The sequence below is a fragment of the Burkholderia sp. BC1 genome (genome assembly GCF_052683555.1).
Genome location: NZ_JBQYLP010000032.1, coordinates 31,425 through 47,667 on the forward strand (window position 1 = coordinate 31,425; position 16,243 = coordinate 47,667).

At 67.7% G+C, this 16,243-nt stretch carries 14 protein-coding genes; 6 read left to right on the forward strand and 8 right to left on the reverse strand.

What is annotated here, in order from left to right:
* The 4 genes from ACSHSS_RS17340 to ACSHSS_RS17355 all read right to left on the reverse strand — a co-directional run bounded on the left by ACSHSS_RS17340 (nucleotide 1) and on the right by ACSHSS_RS17355 (nucleotide 4,199).
* Nucleotides 1-1,329 (reverse strand): MFS transporter, encoded by a 1,329-nt coding sequence (locus tag ACSHSS_RS17340; protein WP_035488202.1) that lies wholly within the window; start codon nucleotides 1,327-1,329, stop codon nucleotides 1-3.
* A gap of 65 nt (nucleotides 1,330-1,394) precedes the next feature.
* The gene (locus ACSHSS_RS17345; RefSeq protein ID WP_006397972.1) at nucleotides 1,395-2,144 is read right to left on the reverse strand and encodes an SDR family NAD(P)-dependent oxidoreductase; all 750 of its coding nucleotides are present in this window, start codon (nucleotides 2,142-2,144) and stop codon (nucleotides 1,395-1,397) included.
* A 93-nt stretch (nucleotides 2,145-2,237) separates the two neighbouring features.
* The gene (locus ACSHSS_RS17350; protein WP_012217520.1) at nucleotides 2,238-3,125 is read right to left on the reverse strand and encodes a LysR substrate-binding domain-containing protein; all 888 of its coding nucleotides are present in this window, start codon (nucleotides 3,123-3,125) and stop codon (nucleotides 2,238-2,240) included.
* 159 nt (nucleotides 3,126-3,284) lie between these two features.
* On the reverse strand, nucleotides 3,285-4,199 hold the full coding sequence (locus ACSHSS_RS17355) for a LysR family transcriptional regulator (RefSeq protein ID WP_445545274.1): 915 nt from the start codon (nucleotides 4,197-4,199) through the stop codon (nucleotides 3,285-3,287).
* Nucleotides 4,200-4,243: 44 nt separating this feature from the next.
* Here ACSHSS_RS17355 and ACSHSS_RS17360 point away from each other — a divergent pair, with 44 nt between their 5' ends.
* The 4 genes from ACSHSS_RS17360 to ACSHSS_RS17375 all read left to right on the forward strand — a co-directional run bounded on the left by ACSHSS_RS17360 (nucleotide 4,244) and on the right by ACSHSS_RS17375 (nucleotide 9,475).
* Entirely contained in the window at nucleotides 4,244-5,230 is a 987-nt protein-coding gene (locus tag ACSHSS_RS17360; protein WP_445545275.1) for an NAD(P)-dependent oxidoreductase, read from the forward strand.
* A 29-nt stretch (nucleotides 5,231-5,259) separates the two neighbouring features.
* A complete protein-coding gene (locus tag ACSHSS_RS17365; RefSeq protein WP_445545276.1) occupies nucleotides 5,260-6,771 on the forward strand; it encodes an aldehyde dehydrogenase family protein in 1,512 nt (503 codons plus the stop codon).
* Nucleotides 6,772-6,888: 117 nt separating this feature from the next.
* Nucleotides 6,889-8,235, forward strand: coding sequence for a DUF3100 domain-containing protein (locus tag ACSHSS_RS17370; RefSeq protein ID WP_060151061.1), 1,347 nt, complete (start codon nucleotides 6,889-6,891; stop codon nucleotides 8,233-8,235).
* A 307-nt stretch (nucleotides 8,236-8,542) separates the two neighbouring features.
* Nucleotides 8,543-9,475, forward strand: a complete 933-nt coding sequence (locus ACSHSS_RS17375; RefSeq protein ID WP_060097340.1) for a LysR family transcriptional regulator — start codon at nucleotides 8,543-8,545, stop codon at nucleotides 9,473-9,475.
* A gap of 73 nt (nucleotides 9,476-9,548) precedes the next feature.
* On the opposite strand, the gene ACSHSS_RS17380 is transcribed toward ACSHSS_RS17375, so the two are convergent.
* Nucleotides 9,549-10,331 carry a substrate-binding domain-containing protein gene (locus ACSHSS_RS17380; RefSeq protein WP_012217515.1) on the reverse strand — a complete coding sequence of 261 codons (783 nt, stop codon included), beginning with the start codon at nucleotides 10,329-10,331 and terminating at the stop codon, nucleotides 9,549-9,551.
* A 54-nt stretch (nucleotides 10,332-10,385) separates the two neighbouring features.
* The gene (locus ACSHSS_RS17385; RefSeq protein WP_445545277.1) at nucleotides 10,386-11,681 is read right to left on the reverse strand and encodes an MFS transporter; all 1,296 of its coding nucleotides are present in this window, start codon (nucleotides 11,679-11,681) and stop codon (nucleotides 10,386-10,388) included.
* Between the two features lie 223 nt (nucleotides 11,682-11,904).
* On the opposite strand from ACSHSS_RS17385, the gene ACSHSS_RS17390 reads away from it, so the two are divergent.
* Complete coding sequence (locus ACSHSS_RS17390; RefSeq protein ID WP_217115546.1) at nucleotides 11,905-12,366, forward strand: NlpC/P60 family protein; 462 nt, start codon at nucleotides 11,905-11,907, stop codon at nucleotides 12,364-12,366.
* A 112-nt stretch (nucleotides 12,367-12,478) separates the two neighbouring features.
* Nucleotides 12,479-13,102 carry a LysE family transporter gene (locus tag ACSHSS_RS17395; RefSeq protein ID WP_006397986.1) on the forward strand — a complete coding sequence of 208 codons (624 nt, stop codon included), beginning with the start codon at nucleotides 12,479-12,481 and terminating at the stop codon, nucleotides 13,100-13,102.
* A 114-nt stretch (nucleotides 13,103-13,216) separates the two neighbouring features.
* On the opposite strand, the gene ACSHSS_RS17400 is transcribed toward ACSHSS_RS17395, so the two are convergent.
* On the reverse strand, nucleotides 13,217-14,647 hold the full coding sequence (locus ACSHSS_RS17400) for an efflux transporter outer membrane subunit (protein ID WP_445545278.1): 1,431 nt from the start codon (nucleotides 14,645-14,647) through the stop codon (nucleotides 13,217-13,219).
* Nucleotides 14,648-14,657: 10 nt separating this feature from the next.
* The gene (locus tag ACSHSS_RS17405) at nucleotides 14,658-16,232 is read right to left on the reverse strand and encodes a DHA2 family efflux MFS transporter permease subunit (RefSeq protein ID WP_105840709.1); all 1,575 of its coding nucleotides are present in this window, start codon (nucleotides 16,230-16,232) and stop codon (nucleotides 14,658-14,660) included.
* Between the last annotated feature and the right edge of the window lie 11 nt (nucleotides 16,233-16,243).

Here is a 16,243-nt window from a genome sequence, read left to right on the forward strand (position 1 = left end):
TCAGCGGTTCACGGACCGGGCCGGCACGGCGAATACGAGCGCGGCGCCCAGCGTGACCGCGGCCGAGATGAAGATCAGCCCGGCGGTCGACTTGCCGGTCAGATCGTTGAGCCAGCCGACGATCGCCGGTGAGAAGAAACCGGCGAGATTCGCGAAGCAGTTCACGGCGGCGATGCCCGCGGCGGCCGATACGCCGCCCAGCAGCGCGGTCGGCAGCGACCAGAACTGCGACGACGAAGCGAGAATCCCGGCCGCCGCGATGCTCAGGCAGACGATCGACGCGGTGACGCTGCCGAGTGCGGGCAGTGCGGCAAAGCCCGCGGCGGCGACGAGCATCGGCACCGCGAGATGCAGCCGACGTTCGCGGCGGCGGTCGGCGCTCATGCCGATCAGCGGCAGCGCGACGATCGCGCAGAGATACGGAATCGCGGTGAACACGCCGACCCAGAGCGGGTCCGACACACCCGCCTTGCGGATGATCGTCGGCAGCCAGAACGTGAGCCCGTACTGGCCGAGCACGACGCAGAAGTAGATCGCGGCCATCAGCCAGAGCCGGCGATCGCCGACGAACGCGCGGATCGACAGATGCGCCGTCTTGTGCGCCTCGTCGCCGGCGACGTTGCGCGCGAGCAGCGCCTTCTCCGGATCGGAGAGCCACTTGGCCTGGGCGATGCCGTCGTCGAGATAGCGGAGGATCGCGACGCCGAGCACGAGCGACGGCAAGGCTTCGAGCAGGAAAAGCCACTTCCAGCCGGCCATCGACATCGCACCGTGCAGCGTGTGCATGATCGCGCCGGACAGCGGCCCGCCGACGATGCCCGCGAGCGGAATCGCCATGAAGAACAGCGACAGCGCCTTCGCGCGACGCGCGGACGGATACCAGTAGGTCAGGTAAAGGATCACGCCGGGCGCGAAGCCGGCTTCGGCGACGCCGAGCAGAAACCGCAGCACGTAGAACGCGGCGGGCGACTTCACGAACACGAAGCTCGCGGAAATGACGGCCCACGTGAGCATGATCCGCGCGAGCCAGCGCCGCGCGCCGACGCGGTGCAGGATCAGGTTGCTCGGCACCTCGAACAGGAAGTAGCCGAGAAAGAAGATGCCGGCGCCCATCCCGTACACGGTTTCGCTGAAGCGCAGATCGTTGAGCATCTGCAGCTTCGCGAAGCCGACGTTGACGCGATCGAGGTACGCGCCGAGATAGCAGAGCATCAGGAAGGGAATCAGCCGACGGCTGACTTTCGCATACGTGCGCGCCTCGAAGGTCGGCGGATCGGTGAGCGGAATCGCGTCGCCGGCGAGCGGCGGCGCACTGTATCGGGATTTCATCGTCGTGTCTCCTGCCATGTCGCCCGGTCGTGTCCGGGCGTTTTGGGAACGGTCGTCGGACGCGCTCAGTGAATCAGCATGCCGCCGTTCACGTCGAGCGTGATGCCGGTCAGATAGGTCGACAGGTCGCTGACGAGGAACAGGCATGCATTCGCGACGTCGGCCGCGTCGCCGAGCCGCCCGAGCGGGATGCCCTTGACGATGTCGGCACGCATGTCGGGCGTCAGCTTGTCGCCGGTGATGTCGGTCTGGATCAGGCCGGGCGTGATCGCGTTGACGCGGATGCGGTCAGGGCCGAATTCGCGCGCCATCGCCTTCGCGAGGCCGAGTACGCCGGCCTTCGCGGCGCTGTAGTGCGGGCCGCCGAAGATGCCGCCGCCGCGCTGCGCGGACACCGACGACATGCAGACGATGCTGCCGCCTTGCTGTTCCTTCATCGCGGGAATCACGGCCTGCGACATGTAGAGCGTGCCGCGCAGGTTCACGTCGACGATCGCGTCGAAGTCCTTCGCGCCGATGTCGAGCGTGCGCACCGGCTGCGTGATGCCGGCGTTGTTGACGAGGCCGTCGATGCGGCCGTAGCGTTCGAGCGTCGCGCGGGCCGCGGCGACGCATGCGGCCTTGTCGGTCACGTCGCAGGCGAGCCCGAGATGGCCGCTGCCGAGATCGGCGGCGGCCGCGCGCGCGTCTTCCTCGCGCAAATCGAGGATCGCGATGCGCGCGCCCTGGGCGGCAAGCGCCTGCGCGGTGGCCTTGCCGATGCCGCGCGGCGAGGCCGCGCCCGTCACGACGATGATCCGGTTCTCGAGCAACATCGTTTGTCTCCTGGGTGTCGATGAGTGCCTGTAGTGTCGGGGGACGACGCGGCACCATCAACGCGGAAACGCTCAACCATTGCTGAGAAAAATTCAGGTGGAGGCGGCCGCCTCCCGTTCGATCCATGCGAGGAAGCGCTGGATGCGCGGCAGCGCCGCATTCTGGCTCGGGTAAACCAGATGATGCGCGCCGACCTCGACGGCGTAGCTGTCGTCGAAAACGGGCACGAGCAGGCCGTCGCGGATCTTCACCGACGCCAGCGTGAGGCTTTCGAGCGCGATGCCGAGGCCGAGCGCGGCCGTCTCGATCGACATGTACGAGCGGTCGAACGAGAAGTCGAAGGTCTTCTGCTTGGCCGACACGCCGGTTCGGCCGAACCATTGCTTCCACTGCACGAGCGGCGTCTCCGAATAGATCAGACGATGCGCGAGCAGATCTTCGGGCGTGCGGACCGGATGCCGCTCCAGATAGGCGGGTGAGGCGAGCGGTGCGATGTATTCGCCGCGCACGGTCTTCACTTCGAGGTTGTCCCAGTTGCCGTAGCCGTGCCGGATATCGATGTCGTAGTAGCCGTTCGAGAACGACACGTTTTCATAGGAGCAGGCGAGATTGAGCTGCAGATCGCCGTTGGCCTCCTGAAACGACGACAGTCGCGGCAGCAGCCACATGAGCCCGAAGCTCGGGCTCGAATGCACGCGCAGGATGTCGACGTCGGTGCGGCTCGACGCGCGTTCGGTCGCGCGGCTCAGGTCGGCGAGCGAGCCCGTCACGTCGGCCAGATAGCGTTCGCCGGTCGGCGTCAGCACGAGGCCGCGGCCCGAGCGCTGAAACAGCGGCCGGCCGATCAGCGCTTCGAGATTGCTCAGCTGATGACTGACGGCCGACGCGGTCAGCCCGAGTTCCTCCGCCGCGCGGTTCACGCTTTTGGTGCGCGCGACGCTCTCGAACGCGATGATGGATTTCAGCGGAGGGATACGCATCGTGACGTCTTTTCGGTAGCGGTTGATCGGAATCGCGTCGGGCGCGCGGCGATGTCGCTTGCATCCGCTGTGATGCGTCGCACAACATTCGCCGCGGATCGCAACGCATTATGCGTTTTTTCGCGGACCGCACGCGAGTGCGGCATCGACGCCTGCGCGCTAGCGAAACGCGCTCATCTGCGACGACATCATCTGCAGCATGCGGTTCGACGCGACCGACAGCGTGCGGCCGACGCGCGTGACGAGATGCGCTTCGGCGTTCTGCAGAATCGGGTGTTCGATCGGAATCGCCTTCAGTTCGCCGGCTTTCAGCTCGCTCGCGACGGCGAACGCGGGCAGGACGACGATGCCGAGTTCCGAGCGCGCGAACTGCTTCATGATGTTGATCGAGTTCGTCGTGATCGCCGGTTCGAGGCTGATCTTTTCCGCGAATTCGACGGCCTGCAGCATCTGCCGCGTGCCGTACGACGGATGCGTGGCGGCGAGCGGATACGCCGTGAGCTCCTGCACGGTCAGGCTCTTGCGCCGGATCGCGCGCGCCATCCGGGCGCCGACGATCGCCATCATCGGCTGCCGGTGCGCCGCGCGCGAGACGATGCGCGGCTCGCGCGGCGGGTTGTAGACGAGGCCGATTTCGCCGTCGTCCTCGGCGATTTTCGTCATTACGTCGTTCGTGCTGCCGAGATCGAGATTGACGCGAATCTTCGGGTACTGCGTGCAGAACTGCTGCATCGGCCCGGACAGCAGGTCCGACACGAAGCCTTCGCCGAGCACGACGCGCACGTGCCCGGTGCGCAGCCCGCGCAGATCCTGCAGCCGCGACAGCAGATCGTCGCGATGCGCGCGCTGCTCGCGGTAGTACTGGATTACGAACCGGCCCGCTTCGGTCGGCGTGACGCCGCGTGCGTGGCGTTCGATCAGCGGGGCATCGAGTTCCGCTTCGAGCAGCGCGATCTGGCGGCTCACCGCCGACGGCGCGACGTCGAGCCAGTCGGCCGCCGCGCGGATCGTGCCGCAGCGCACCGCCTCGAAGAAGTACGCGATCCGGCTTTCGGTCAGGCTGCTGGTCGACATGGCGAGCGTTCGAATAAATAGAACAATCTCAATATTGGCACTTATTGGTTGAACGGGTCAAACGGGCCGAAGATCGTCGACAACGGCAGCGGAACCGGCGCGAAACGCAAGCGCGACACGGCTTCCGCGCGAACCTTCGAATGCAACGATCGGGAGCGGCAATGAAGACGGTAGGCGTGATCGGACTGGGAAACATGGGGCGCGGCATCGCGTCGTCGCTGAAGCGGGCTGGCTTCGACGTGCTGGGGTTCGATGCGAACGCAGAGAGCGTGCGGCAACTGGCCGACGAAGGTGTGCGGCCCTGCGCGTCGATTGCGGAGATCGCGTCGGCGGTCGACGTGCTGATCCTGTCGCTGCCGACCTCGGCGATCGTCGAAGCGGTCGTGCTCGGCGACGGCGGCGTCGCATCGCATGCGAAGCGCGGGCAGATCGTGATCGACACGACGACCGCCGATCCGAACAGCACGCGCCAGGTCGCGGCCGCGCTCGATGCGCATGGCATCGGCTTCATCGACGGGCCCGTCAGCGGCGGCCCGAAGGGCGCGGCAACCGCGACGATGACGATGGTGCTCGGCGGCGCCGATGAGCACATCGCGGCCGTGCAGCCGGTGCTGTCGGCGATCAGCGCGAAGCAGGTGCATGTCGGCCCTGCAGGCGCGGGCCATGTGACGAAGCTGCTGAACAACCTGCTGACGGGCGTGCATCTGCTCGTCACGAGCGAAGCGGTCAGAGCCGCGGAGGCGGCGGGCGTCGACAAGGCGCGGCTGATCGAAGCGCTGAGCGGCGGCTCCGGGCGCAACAGCGCGACGCTGACCAATTACCCGACGTGGATCCTGAACGAGCGTTTCGATTCGGGCTTCACGATGAAACTGATGCGCAAGGACATGCGCCTCGCGCTCGAACTGCTGCAGCGCGCACACGTGAGCGCGCCGATCGCAAGCGAAGCGAGCCGCCTGTGGGCCGCGAGCGCGGAATTGATCGGCGACGCGGAAGACTTCAACCGCATCGTCGAATTCGTCGACGCGCGCTGAGCGCCGATCCATCACCACGAGGAAACGATATGGCATCCCCCATCGAACAGACGCTGCTCGACGCATTTCGACAGTTCTTTCCCGGCGCGCAGACCGTCGGCTCATACGTGAACGGCGAACTCGTCGAAGGGCGCGGCGACACGATCCAGCTGTTCGACGCGGCGACCGGCGAGCAGAGCCTCGCCTATCGCGACGGCGGCGCGGAGATCGTCGCGCTGGCGGCGTCGGCCGCTCAGGCCGCGCAACGGCAGTGGTGGGCGCTCACGCATGCGGCGCGCGGCCGCACGATGTTCGACGTCGCGCGCGAAGTGCGCAGCCATGCGGAAGCGCTCGCGCGCCTCGAATCGCTCGGTTCGGGCAAACCGATCCGCGATTGCCGCGGCGAGGTCGCGAAAGTGGCCGAGATGTTCGAGTACTACGGCGGCTGGGCCGACAAGTTCTACGGCGACGTGATTCCGGTGCCGACGTCGCATCTGAACTACACGCGCCGCGAGCCGGCCGGCACCGTGCTGCAGATCACGCCGTGGAACGCGCCGGTGTTTACGTGCGGCTGGCAGCTCGCGCCGGCGATCGCGATGGGCAACGCGGTGCTGCTGAAGCCGTCCGAGCTCACGCCGTTCAGTTCGCTCGCGATCGCGCAGCTCGCCGAGCGTGCGGGTGTTCCGACCGGCCTGATCAACGTGCTCGCCGGCTACGGGCACACGATCGCGCAGGCGGCGATCGCGCACAAGGCCGTGAAGAAAGTCGTGTTCGTCGGCTCGCCCGCGACCGGTGCGCGGATTGCCGAGGCGGCCGCGAAACGCGTCCTGCCGTGCGTGCTCGAGCTGGGCGGCAAGTCGGCGAATATCGTCTTCGACGATGCGGACCTGAATCGCGCAGCGCTCACGGCGCAGGCCGCGATCTTCGCGGGCGCGGGGCAGAGCTGCGTCGCCGGCTCGCGTCTGCTAGTACAGCGCTCGATCTACGACCGCTTCGTCGCGATGGTGGCGACGGGCGCGAAGAAGATCCGCGTCGGCGCGCCGACCGACGACGCCACCGAGGTCGGCCCGATCTGCCATCGCGCGCAGTACGAGCATGTGATGAAGATGATCGCGAGCGGTGTCGAGTCCGGCGCGACGCTCGCGGCCGGCTCGACCGAGCGGAGCGCGCACGGCTACTTCGTCGCGCCGACCGTGCTCGCGAACGCGCACAATCGGATGGACGTCGCGCGCACGGAGATCTTCGGGCCCGTCGTCGTCGCGATTCCGTTCGACACCGAGGAAGAAGCGATCGAGATCGCGAACGATACCGACTTCGGGCTGGCCGGCGCCGTATGGACGAACGACGTCGCGCGCGCGCATCGCGTGGCCGCGCAGATCGACGCCGGCACGTTCTGGGTGAACGGCTACAAGACGATCAACGTGGCGTCGCCGTTCGGCGGCTACGGGATGAGCGGTTACGGCCGCTCGAGCGGCGTCGAGGCGTTGTACGAATATACGCAGACGAAAAGCGTGTGGGTCGAAACGGCGAAGCATCCCGCGAGCGCATTCGGCTATTTGTAAGGCGGCGCGACGCGGCATGGGCGCCGAGTCGTTCGGCGCACGCGTCGCGGCAGCACGATACGAGACCAGTCGACACAACCTGATACGAGGCCGACGAGCCTTCGAGCGGAGATCAGCATGGAACATACGATGACGGCGGACGGCGCGGGAAGCGACGGTTTCAGAGGCGCGAAGCTGCTGGTCTATGCGGCGGCGATATTGCTGATCGCGCAATCGATCGGCGCGTTCACGTTCAATGTCGGGCCCGGCAAGGTCGTGCTGCTGCCGATGATCTGGGCGCTGCTGATGGGCGGCGCGCTGGGGCTGCTGTCCGAGCGCTGGCGCAGCAGCATGCGGCTCGACGTGAAGACGCAGTTTCTCGCGGCGGCGGTGCTGCAGCCGGCGCTGCTGCTGTTCGTCGCGAAGCTCGGGCTGATGGTCGGCAGCGCGCTGCCGAAGCTCGCCGCGGCCGGCTGGGCGCTCGCGTTCCAGGAGCTCGGGCACTTCGTCGGCACGATCCTGCTCGGCCTGCCGCTCGCGCTGTTGCTCGGGATCAAGCGCGAAGCGATCGGCGCGACGTTCTCGGTCGGACGCGAGCCGAGTCTCGCGATCATCGGCGAGAAGTACGGGATGAATTCGGCCGAAGGGCGCGGCGTGCTCGCCGAATATCTGACCGGCACCGTGTTTGGCGCGGTGTTCATCGCGATCTTCGCGGGCTTTGTCGCGAGCCTGAACATCTTTCATCCGCTCGCGCTCGCGATGGGTGCGGGCGTCGGCTCGGGCAGCATGATGGCGGCCGCGTCCGGCGCGATCGCCGCCGCGCAGCAGTCGCCGGAAGTCGCGAAGAACGTATTGACGTTCGCCGCCGCGAGCAACCTGATCACGACGACCATCGGCACGTATTTCACGCTGTTCATCTCGCTGCCGCTCGCGGTGTTCGGCTATCGCGTGCTCGAACCGCTGATCGGACGCACGACGAAGGCGTCGTCCGCGTCGGCATCCGTCGAGGCTGCGCGTCCGTCGCTCGGCGACGTGCAGACCGAGGCGCCGGCGCTCAGCTACTCGGGGAAGGTCGCGGCCTGGCTACTGACGGCCGTGTTCTCGCTCGTATGCGACTGGATCACGCACGGCACGTCGCCGCTGTTCGGGTTGCCCGGCATGGCGTTCATGGTGCTCGCGACGGTGATCGGCGATGCGCTGTCGACGGTCACGCGGCGCAAGATTCCGGCGGTCTGCTGGGTGTCGGTCGTCGCGATGTTCATGACTTCGCCGCTGTGTCCCTGGGCGACGGCCGTCGCCGCGATGAGCGCGAAGAACGATTTCCTCGGCGTCGTCACGCCGATGCTGACGTTCGCGGGCCTCTCGATCGCCAAGGACATTCCCGCGTTTCGCCGCCTCGGCTGGCGGATCGTGCTCGTGTCGTTCGTCGCGAACGCCGGCACGTTCCTCGGTGCCGCGCTGGTCGCGCAGATCTTTCATATCTGAGCGAGAAGTCGGCATGCAGCGGCGTGCGGTGGCGTGCGCGCCCGCATGCCGGCTGTCCTTTCCGTAGCAGCCGGCAGTACGCCGGCTGTCCGCCGTTTGCGGCGGGTCATCGCTTTGCGCATCGACTTGGCGCAACTTGCCGGTGTCGACAACGTCGATCCGGCGGGTCGCACAGCACGGCAACGGTGATCGCTTCGTGCCGATGCTGCGGGCCTACCGATCGACGCCCACCGCCAAGCCGTCGCGCGCCCACTTGCGTCCTCCGCTTCATGCACAATACCGGGCATTGAAATGCGGAGGCTGTCCCGTGGGAATCAATTTCGACTTGACCGACTTGCAGGCGTTTCGCGCGGTGGTGGAGCTGGGCAGCTTCCGCAAGGCCGCCGACGCGCTCAGCATTTCGCAGCCCGCCTTGAGCCGCCGCATCGACAAGCTCGAGGACGCGCTCGGCGTGCGGTTGTTCGAGCGCACGACGCGCAGCGTCACGCTGACGACCGTCGGCCGCGTGTTTGCGCCGAGCGCCGAGCAACTGCTCGACGATCTCGATGCGGCGCTGCTCGGCATCCGCGACGTGTCGTCGAGCCGCCTCGGTCATGTGACGATCGCGTGCGTGCCGTCGGTCGCGTATTACTTCCTGCCGAACGTGATTGCCGAGTATCACCGCCGCTTCCCGCGCATCCGCGTGAAGCTGCTCGATTCGGGTGCGAACGAGGTGCTCGGTGCTGTGATCAGCGGCGAGGCCGATTTCGGCGTGAGCTTCATCGGCAGCCAGGAGCCCGAGATCGACTTCAAGGTGCTGCTGCAGGAGCGCTTCGTCGCCGCGTGCCGCCGCGATCATCCGCTTGCGCGCAAGAAGCGCGTGACGTGGGACGAGTTGTACGCGCACGAGTACGTCTCGGTGGACAAGACGTCCGGCAACCGGCTGCTGCTCGACCAGGCGCTGTCGGGCGTCGCACCGCCGGTGCCGAGCGTGTGCGAGACGCGGCACGTGACGACGCTGCTCGGCCTGATCGAGGCGGGGCTCGGCGTCGCCGCGGTGCCGTCGATGGCGATGCCCGGACGCGACCATCCGATCCTCACGAGCGTACCACTCGTCGACCCCGTCGTGAAGCGGCGCGTCGGCATCGTCAAGCGGCGCGGACGGCAACTGACGCCGGCCGCGCAGGCGTTTCACGAGATGGTCGTCGACGCGAAGCGCGCGAGTAGTGCGGCGAGCGCGGCGAGCGCGGCCGCATCGTGATACGCGGCCGGCGCGCCGAGCGGCGTGCCGAACGGCGCGCGAGGGACCGCGTGCATGCGGCGCTCGGTCTGCGTCAGCGGGCCGACACGGGGTCGAGCCCGGTCGCCTTCACGTCCGGCTGCACGCCGGGCGATGCGAGATAGTCGAGCAGCGCCTTCGCTTCCTGCGGATGCCGTGCGCCGACCGGGATGCCGCCGGCGAAGCGCGTGACCGACTGCAACGACTCCGGAATCCGGCCGACGAACGTGACGCCCGGCACCGGCAGCAGTTCGCTCACCTGCTGGAAGCCGATTTCATAGTCGCCGTTCGCGACGACGGACGCGACCGGAATCCGCGGAATCATCGTCGCCTTCGGCTTCACCTGCGCTTCGATACCGAGCTTCCTGAACAACTCGCGCTCGATGTAGACGCCGCTCGCGCTGTCCGAGTACGCGATCGACTTCGCGTGCAGCAGCGCTTGCCGAAGCCCGTCGGCCGTGCCGATATCGGGCTTCGCGGCGCCTTCGCGCACGACCATGCCGATCCGCGAATCGGCGAGCTCGACGCGCGAGCCCGGCACGACCTTGCCTTGCCGGATCAGCTCGTCGAGCGCGTAGCCGACCATGATCACGACGTCGGCGGGCTCGCCGCGCGCGAGCCGGTTCGGAATCGCTTCGGGCGACTTGCCCATCGACGGGCCGAGTGTCGTGTCGAGCGTGTTGCCGGTGTCGGCGGCGAAGCGCGGGCCGAGCGCCTTGTATGCGGCGGTGAAGCCGCCCGAGCTCATCACGTGGAGCTCGGCGGCCTGGACCGGGGCGGTGGCGACGGAGGTCGCGACGAGCGCGGTCGCGCAAAGTTTCAGCAGCAGATTTTTCATCGTCGTGGTCGTGCGAACGGGAAGGTTACGTGAGCATGGGGGACGAGCGGACCGTCAATGCGCGGGCGTCAGCGTCGCGGCCTGGCGGCGATACAGTGCGAACGTCGCGAGCAGCGCACATACGGCGGCGAAGCTCATCCAGTAGCCGGGCGCGGCCTTGTCGCCCGTCATGTGGATCAGCGCGGTCGAGATCGCCGGCGTGAAGCCGCCGAACACGGCCGTCGCGAGGCTGTACGCGAGCGAGAAGCCGGCCACGCGCACCTGCACGGGCATCACTTCGGTGAGCGCGACGATCATCGCGCCGTTGTAGATGCCGTACATGAACGACAGCCACAGCAGCACGAGCAGCATGTTCGTGAACGTCGGCGCATGGGCGAGCAGCGACAGCGCCGGATAGGCGGTCGCGATCGCGAGCACCGTCATCGCGACGAGCAGCGGGCGGCGGCCGATGCGGTCGGACAGCGCACCGCCGATCGGCAGCCACACGAAGTTCGAGACGTCGACGCACAGCGTCACGAGCAGGCTGTCCGCGGTGCTCAGATGCAGGACGGTCTTGCCGAACGTCGGCGCATACACGGTGATCAGATAGAAACTCGCGGTGGTCATCGCGACCAGCATCATGCCGGCCACGACGACGGCCCAGTTCTGAGCCAGCGTGGCGAATACTTCCTTCATCGTCGGACGATGACGGCGCGCGGTGAATTCCTGCGTTTCCTCGAGCTTGCGACGCAGCATGAAGATGAACGGCACGATCATGCAGCCGACGAAGAACGGCACGCGCCAGCCCCACGCGGCGATGTCGGCCGCGCTCAGCCAGCGATTCAGCGCGAAGCCGAGCGCCGCGGCGACGACGATCGCGACCTGCTGGCTCGCGGACTGCCAGCTCGTGAAGAAGCCCTTGCGGCCCGGCGTAGCCATTTCGGCCAGATAGACAGATACGCCGCCAAGCTCCGCGCCGGCCGAGAAGCCCTGCAGCAGCCGCCCGAGCAGCACGAGCGCGGGTGCGAGCAGGCCGATGGTCGCGTAGCCGGGCACGAACGCGATCAGGATCGTGCCGCTCGCCATGATCGACAGCGTGACGATCAGGCCTTTGCGACGGCCGACGTCGTCGATATACGCGCCGAGCACGATGGCGCCGAGCGGCCGCATCAGGAAGCCGGCGCCGAACACCGCGAACGTCATCATCAGCGACGCGAACTCGCTGGCGGCCGGAAAGAACACGTTGGCGATCTGCGTGGCGTAGAAGCCGAACAGAAAGAAGTCGAACTGCTCGAGAAAATTCCCGGCCGTGACGCGGAAGACCGCAGCGGCCTTCGAGCGCCCGGTCGAGAGACTGGACGAGGGGTGCATCGGGATGTCTCCGGAAAATGCGGGGAGGGAGGGCGGCGATTGTTGTTTTCGCGAATGTTCGCGCGATGCCGCAGAAACGATAAGTGCAATTTTCTGAACGATTGATGTTCGCCGGTTATCAATCGATGCGCGGCTGCCTCGGCGAATGCTGTGGCGGCGCGCGGCGTTCATGCACCTATGCGAAGATGGAGCGCCATCGCCCAGCCACTTCGCCGAGGACGACGTGATCCGACCGACCCCCACAGACCACCCGCACGGCACGCTCGTGCCGTGGATGGCCGTCGCACTCGCCGAGCGCGGCGTGCGCCGGTTTCCACCGGGCCGCGTCAACCCGCGCATCGTCGAATACAACGGGCACACGAACCTCGCCGGCTACGACGACAAGATTTCGTGGTGCTCGTCGTTCGCCAACTGGTGCATGGCACGCGCCGGCCTGCGCGGCACCGGCTCGGCGCTCGCGCGCTCCTGGCTCGAGTGGGGGCGGCCGCTCGCGCAGCCGGTGTACGGCTGCATCGCGGTGCTGACGCGCGAGGATCCGGCGAGCTGGAAGGGCCATGTCGGCTTTTATCTGCGTCACGACGATGCGCACGTGCATCTGTTCGGCGGCAACCAGCTCGGCGCGGTGCGCGAGCTCGCGTATCCGGTCGCGTCGGTGATCGCCTATCGCTGGCCGCACGCCGAATGAACGCGCCGCACGCGGGCCAGCGCGGCGTCGGCACGGCGCCGTGCGTCGTGCTACAGTCGGTCGATTCGTCCGCTTTCCCTGGACATTTCCACCCGTACCGATCCGAACCGTCATGAGCTACGTTCCCCAACTTGCCGCGGTCGGCGGCGTGATGCTGCTGGCCTGCGTGAGCCCCGGCCCCGACCTGATCGCCGTGTCTTCCCATGCGCTCGGCAACCGCCGCGCCGGCTTGCTGGCCGCGCTCGGCATTGCGTCGTCGCACGCCGTATGGGCGGCGATGGCGATCTTCGGGCTCGGCCTGATCGTCGCGAAGCTCGCGTGGCTCTACGAGGCGATCCGGATCGCCGGCGCCGCGTATCTGATCTACCTCGGCATCAAGTCGCTGTCGGGGCTGCGCCAGTCGGCGCAGCCGGCCGATGCCATGCGCGCGCCGGCCGTGCGCGGCGGCGCGCATGCATACCGCAAAGGATTGCTGGTCGGCCTGACGAATCCGAAAGCCGCCGCGTTCTTCGGCAGTCTGTTCGTCACGCTGCTGCCCGCACATGCGCCCGCGTGGGTGCACGGCGCGACGCTGGCGGTCGTCGTCGCGGTGTCGCTCGCGTGGTTCTGCACGGTCGCGCTGCTGTTCTCGACGAACCGCGTGCAGACCGGCTACGCGAAACTGCGCAAGCCGATCGATGCGGTGATGGGCACGATCCTGCTCGGTCTCGGCGCGAAGCTCGCGCTCGATCGCTAAGCGTATCGCCGGCAGTCATGGCCGCCGCATGCGGCCACGACTGCCATGATTGCCGCCTCGCCGCTTCGGCGACGTTCCCCCACCGCAGCGCAGCGCAGCGCATCGCGTTCGCGCTCACCGGCTCGCGACAGCCGCGGCCGCCTGCCCCGCATCGTTCCTGCTCCATCCGCCGCCGAGCGATCGATACAGCGCGATCGCCGCGAGCGCATGCTCGCGCGCGGCCTGATTCAGCGAATCGGAGTCGCGCAGATACGCCTCCTGCGCGGTCAGCACATCGAGAAAGTCCGTCGCGCCGCCCTTGTACAGTCGCGTCGCGAGCGCGAGCGCACGGTCGGACGCGGCGAGCGCACTGCCGAGCTGCTGCGACGCCGCGTCGGTCGCGACGAGGCTCGCGCGCGCATCCTCGACTTCGCGCAAGGCCTGCAGCATCGTCTGCCGCAGCGCGAGTTCGGACTCGCGCAAGCGGCTTTCGCTCTGCGCGATGTCGGCCGCGATGCGCCCTGCATCGAAGATCGGGCTCGTCGCGCTCAGCGCGGCGCTGAACAGATTGTCGGTGAGCGTCGGCAGGCCGAGATAGGACGCGGCGAGCACGCCGTCGGCCAGATTCAGCGAGAACTTCGGATACCGCTCGGCATTCGCGACGCCGACTTGCGCCGCCCGCCGTTCGACCTGCGCGTAGGCGGTCAGCACGTCGGGGCGGCGCAGCAGCGCCTGCGACGGCAGCGTGACGGGCGCGCCGGCCGGCGGCGCGGGAATCGGCGCGGACTCGGCGAGCACGAGCCGGTCGATCGATTCCGGCGTGCGGCCCGAATACACGGCGATCAGATTCAGCTGATGCGCGATCTGCGCGCGCGTCGGCGCGATCCGCGCTTCGAGCGCATCGAGCTGATTCTTCGCGCGCGTGACGTCGAGCTCCGTCGACAGCCCGAACGCCTGCCGCTTGCGCGTCAGATCGAGCGCACGCTGCCGGATCGCCGCGTTGTCCTGCAGCAGCTTCAGTTCCTGCTGCGCCCAGCGCAGATCGACGTACGCGGATGCCGCGTCGGCCGCCAGCGCGAGCCGCATCGCATCTTCCGCGTGCGTCTGCCCGACGAGTTCCGCACGCGCGGCGAGCAGGTCGAGCCGTTCGCCGCCGAACACGTCGGGCGACCAGCTCAGCGCGAGCCCCGCGCCGGCCTGCCGCACGTAGCCGAGCGGCGGCGGAACGTTCTGGCGCGCGTCGGACGCATGCGCCGTGGCGTCGAGTTCGGGCAGCAGCGCCGCGCGCTTGCTTGCGGTCAGCGCCTGCGCCTGCTTCACGCGTTCGGCCGCGACCTGCAGATCGAGGTTGCCGTCGAGCACGGTCGCGATCAGCCGGTCGAGCGTCGGGTCGCGGAACTGCGCCCACCACGCCGCCGCATCGCTCGTGGCGGCCGGAACGGCGGTGTCCCATGTAGCAGGCGCGAGCGCGCCGACCGCGTCGGGCAGCGTCGCATGCTGCGCCGGCTGTACCGCACAACCGACGGCGAACGCGCTGACGGCGAGCGCGACAATGAGCTGTTTCATGATGACGACCTCAGTGCGCATCCGGCGGCGGCGCGTTCAGCGAGATGGGTTGAGAGAAGATGACCGCGACCAGCGCGACGACGAAACAGAGCGACAGCGCGTAGTACGCATCGGCATACGTGAGCGTCAGCGCTTCGCGGTAGATCAGCCGATGCAGGTTGGCGAGCGCGGCCTGCGCGGCATCGACCGTGTTGCCGGCGACCGACGCCCAGTACGCGGTGCGGCCGTCGAGCAGCGACGCGACCTGCGGCACGCCGGCGCTCACGTGCTCGTTGAGCCGCAGGTAGTGGAAGTTCAGCCGGTCGTTGAGCATCGTCGCGCTGACCGCGATGCCGATCGCACCGCCGAGATTGCGCATCAGGTTGAACAGCCCGCTGGCGGATTTCAGCCGCGACGGCGGCAGCGAACCGAGCGCCATCGTCACGATCGGCGGCACGCTGAACTGCTGGCCGATGCCGCGCAGCGCCTGCGGCAGCAGCAGTTCCTGCCAGCCCCAGTCGTGCGTGATCGGCGTGTACAGATAGCAGCCGACGCCGAAACATACGAGCCCGAACACGAGCAGCGAGCGCAGGCTGAAGTAGCGGGCCGCGAACGCGTATGCACAGAGCGCGAGCAACTGGAACGCGCCGACCGACAGCAGCGCGATGCCGATCTGCAGCGAGCTGAATGCGCGCACTTGCGCGAGAAACAGCGGCGTCAGGAATACGGTCACGAAGATGCCGATGCCCGTGACGAACGAGAGCAGGCTGCCGATGCCGAAGTTGCGCACGGCAAGCGCACGCAGGTCGACGACCGGATCCTCGGCGGTCAGCGCGTGCACGACGAACAGGAAGCCGCAGATGCCGGCGATCCATGCGCATGCAACGATGACGTGATCGCCGAACCAGTTCTTGCGCGGCCCTTCCTCGAGCACGTATTCGAGGCAGCCGAGAAAGCCCGACATCAGCGCGATCCCGAGATAGTCGCCGCGCTTGATGAGTCCCGGATCGGGCTCGTCGATGCGCACGTAGCGCGGCACCAGTACCGCGACGAGGATGCCCGGCACGAGATTCAGATAGAACAGCCAGTGCCACGACCATCGATCGGTGATCCAGCCGCCGATCACCGGGCCGATCGCCGGTGCGAGCGAAGCGAGCGCGCCGATCGTCGTTGACGCGATCAGCCGCTGTCTGCCGGGAAACAGCACGAACGCGGTCGTGAACACGGTCGGAATCATCGCGGCGCCGAGTGCGCCCTGCAGTCCGCGAAACAGGATCATCGAATTGATGTCCCACGCGAGCCCGCACAGCATGCTCGTGATCGTGAAGCCGACGGCCGACGCGACGAACAGCCAGCGTGTCGACATCACCTTCGACAGCCAGCCCGACATCGGGATCACGATGATCTCGGCGATCAGATAGGCCGTCTGCACCCACGACAGTTCGTCCTGGCTTGCTGAGAGTCCGCCGCCGATGTCGCGCAGCGACGACGCGACGATCTGGATGTCGAGCGTCGCCATGAAAAAGCCGACACACATCAGCGCGAACGCGAACACGCGCTGCTTCGTCGGTTGCGACGCCGGGTCGCCGGAAAACGCGGTGGTCATCGTCGTCTCCC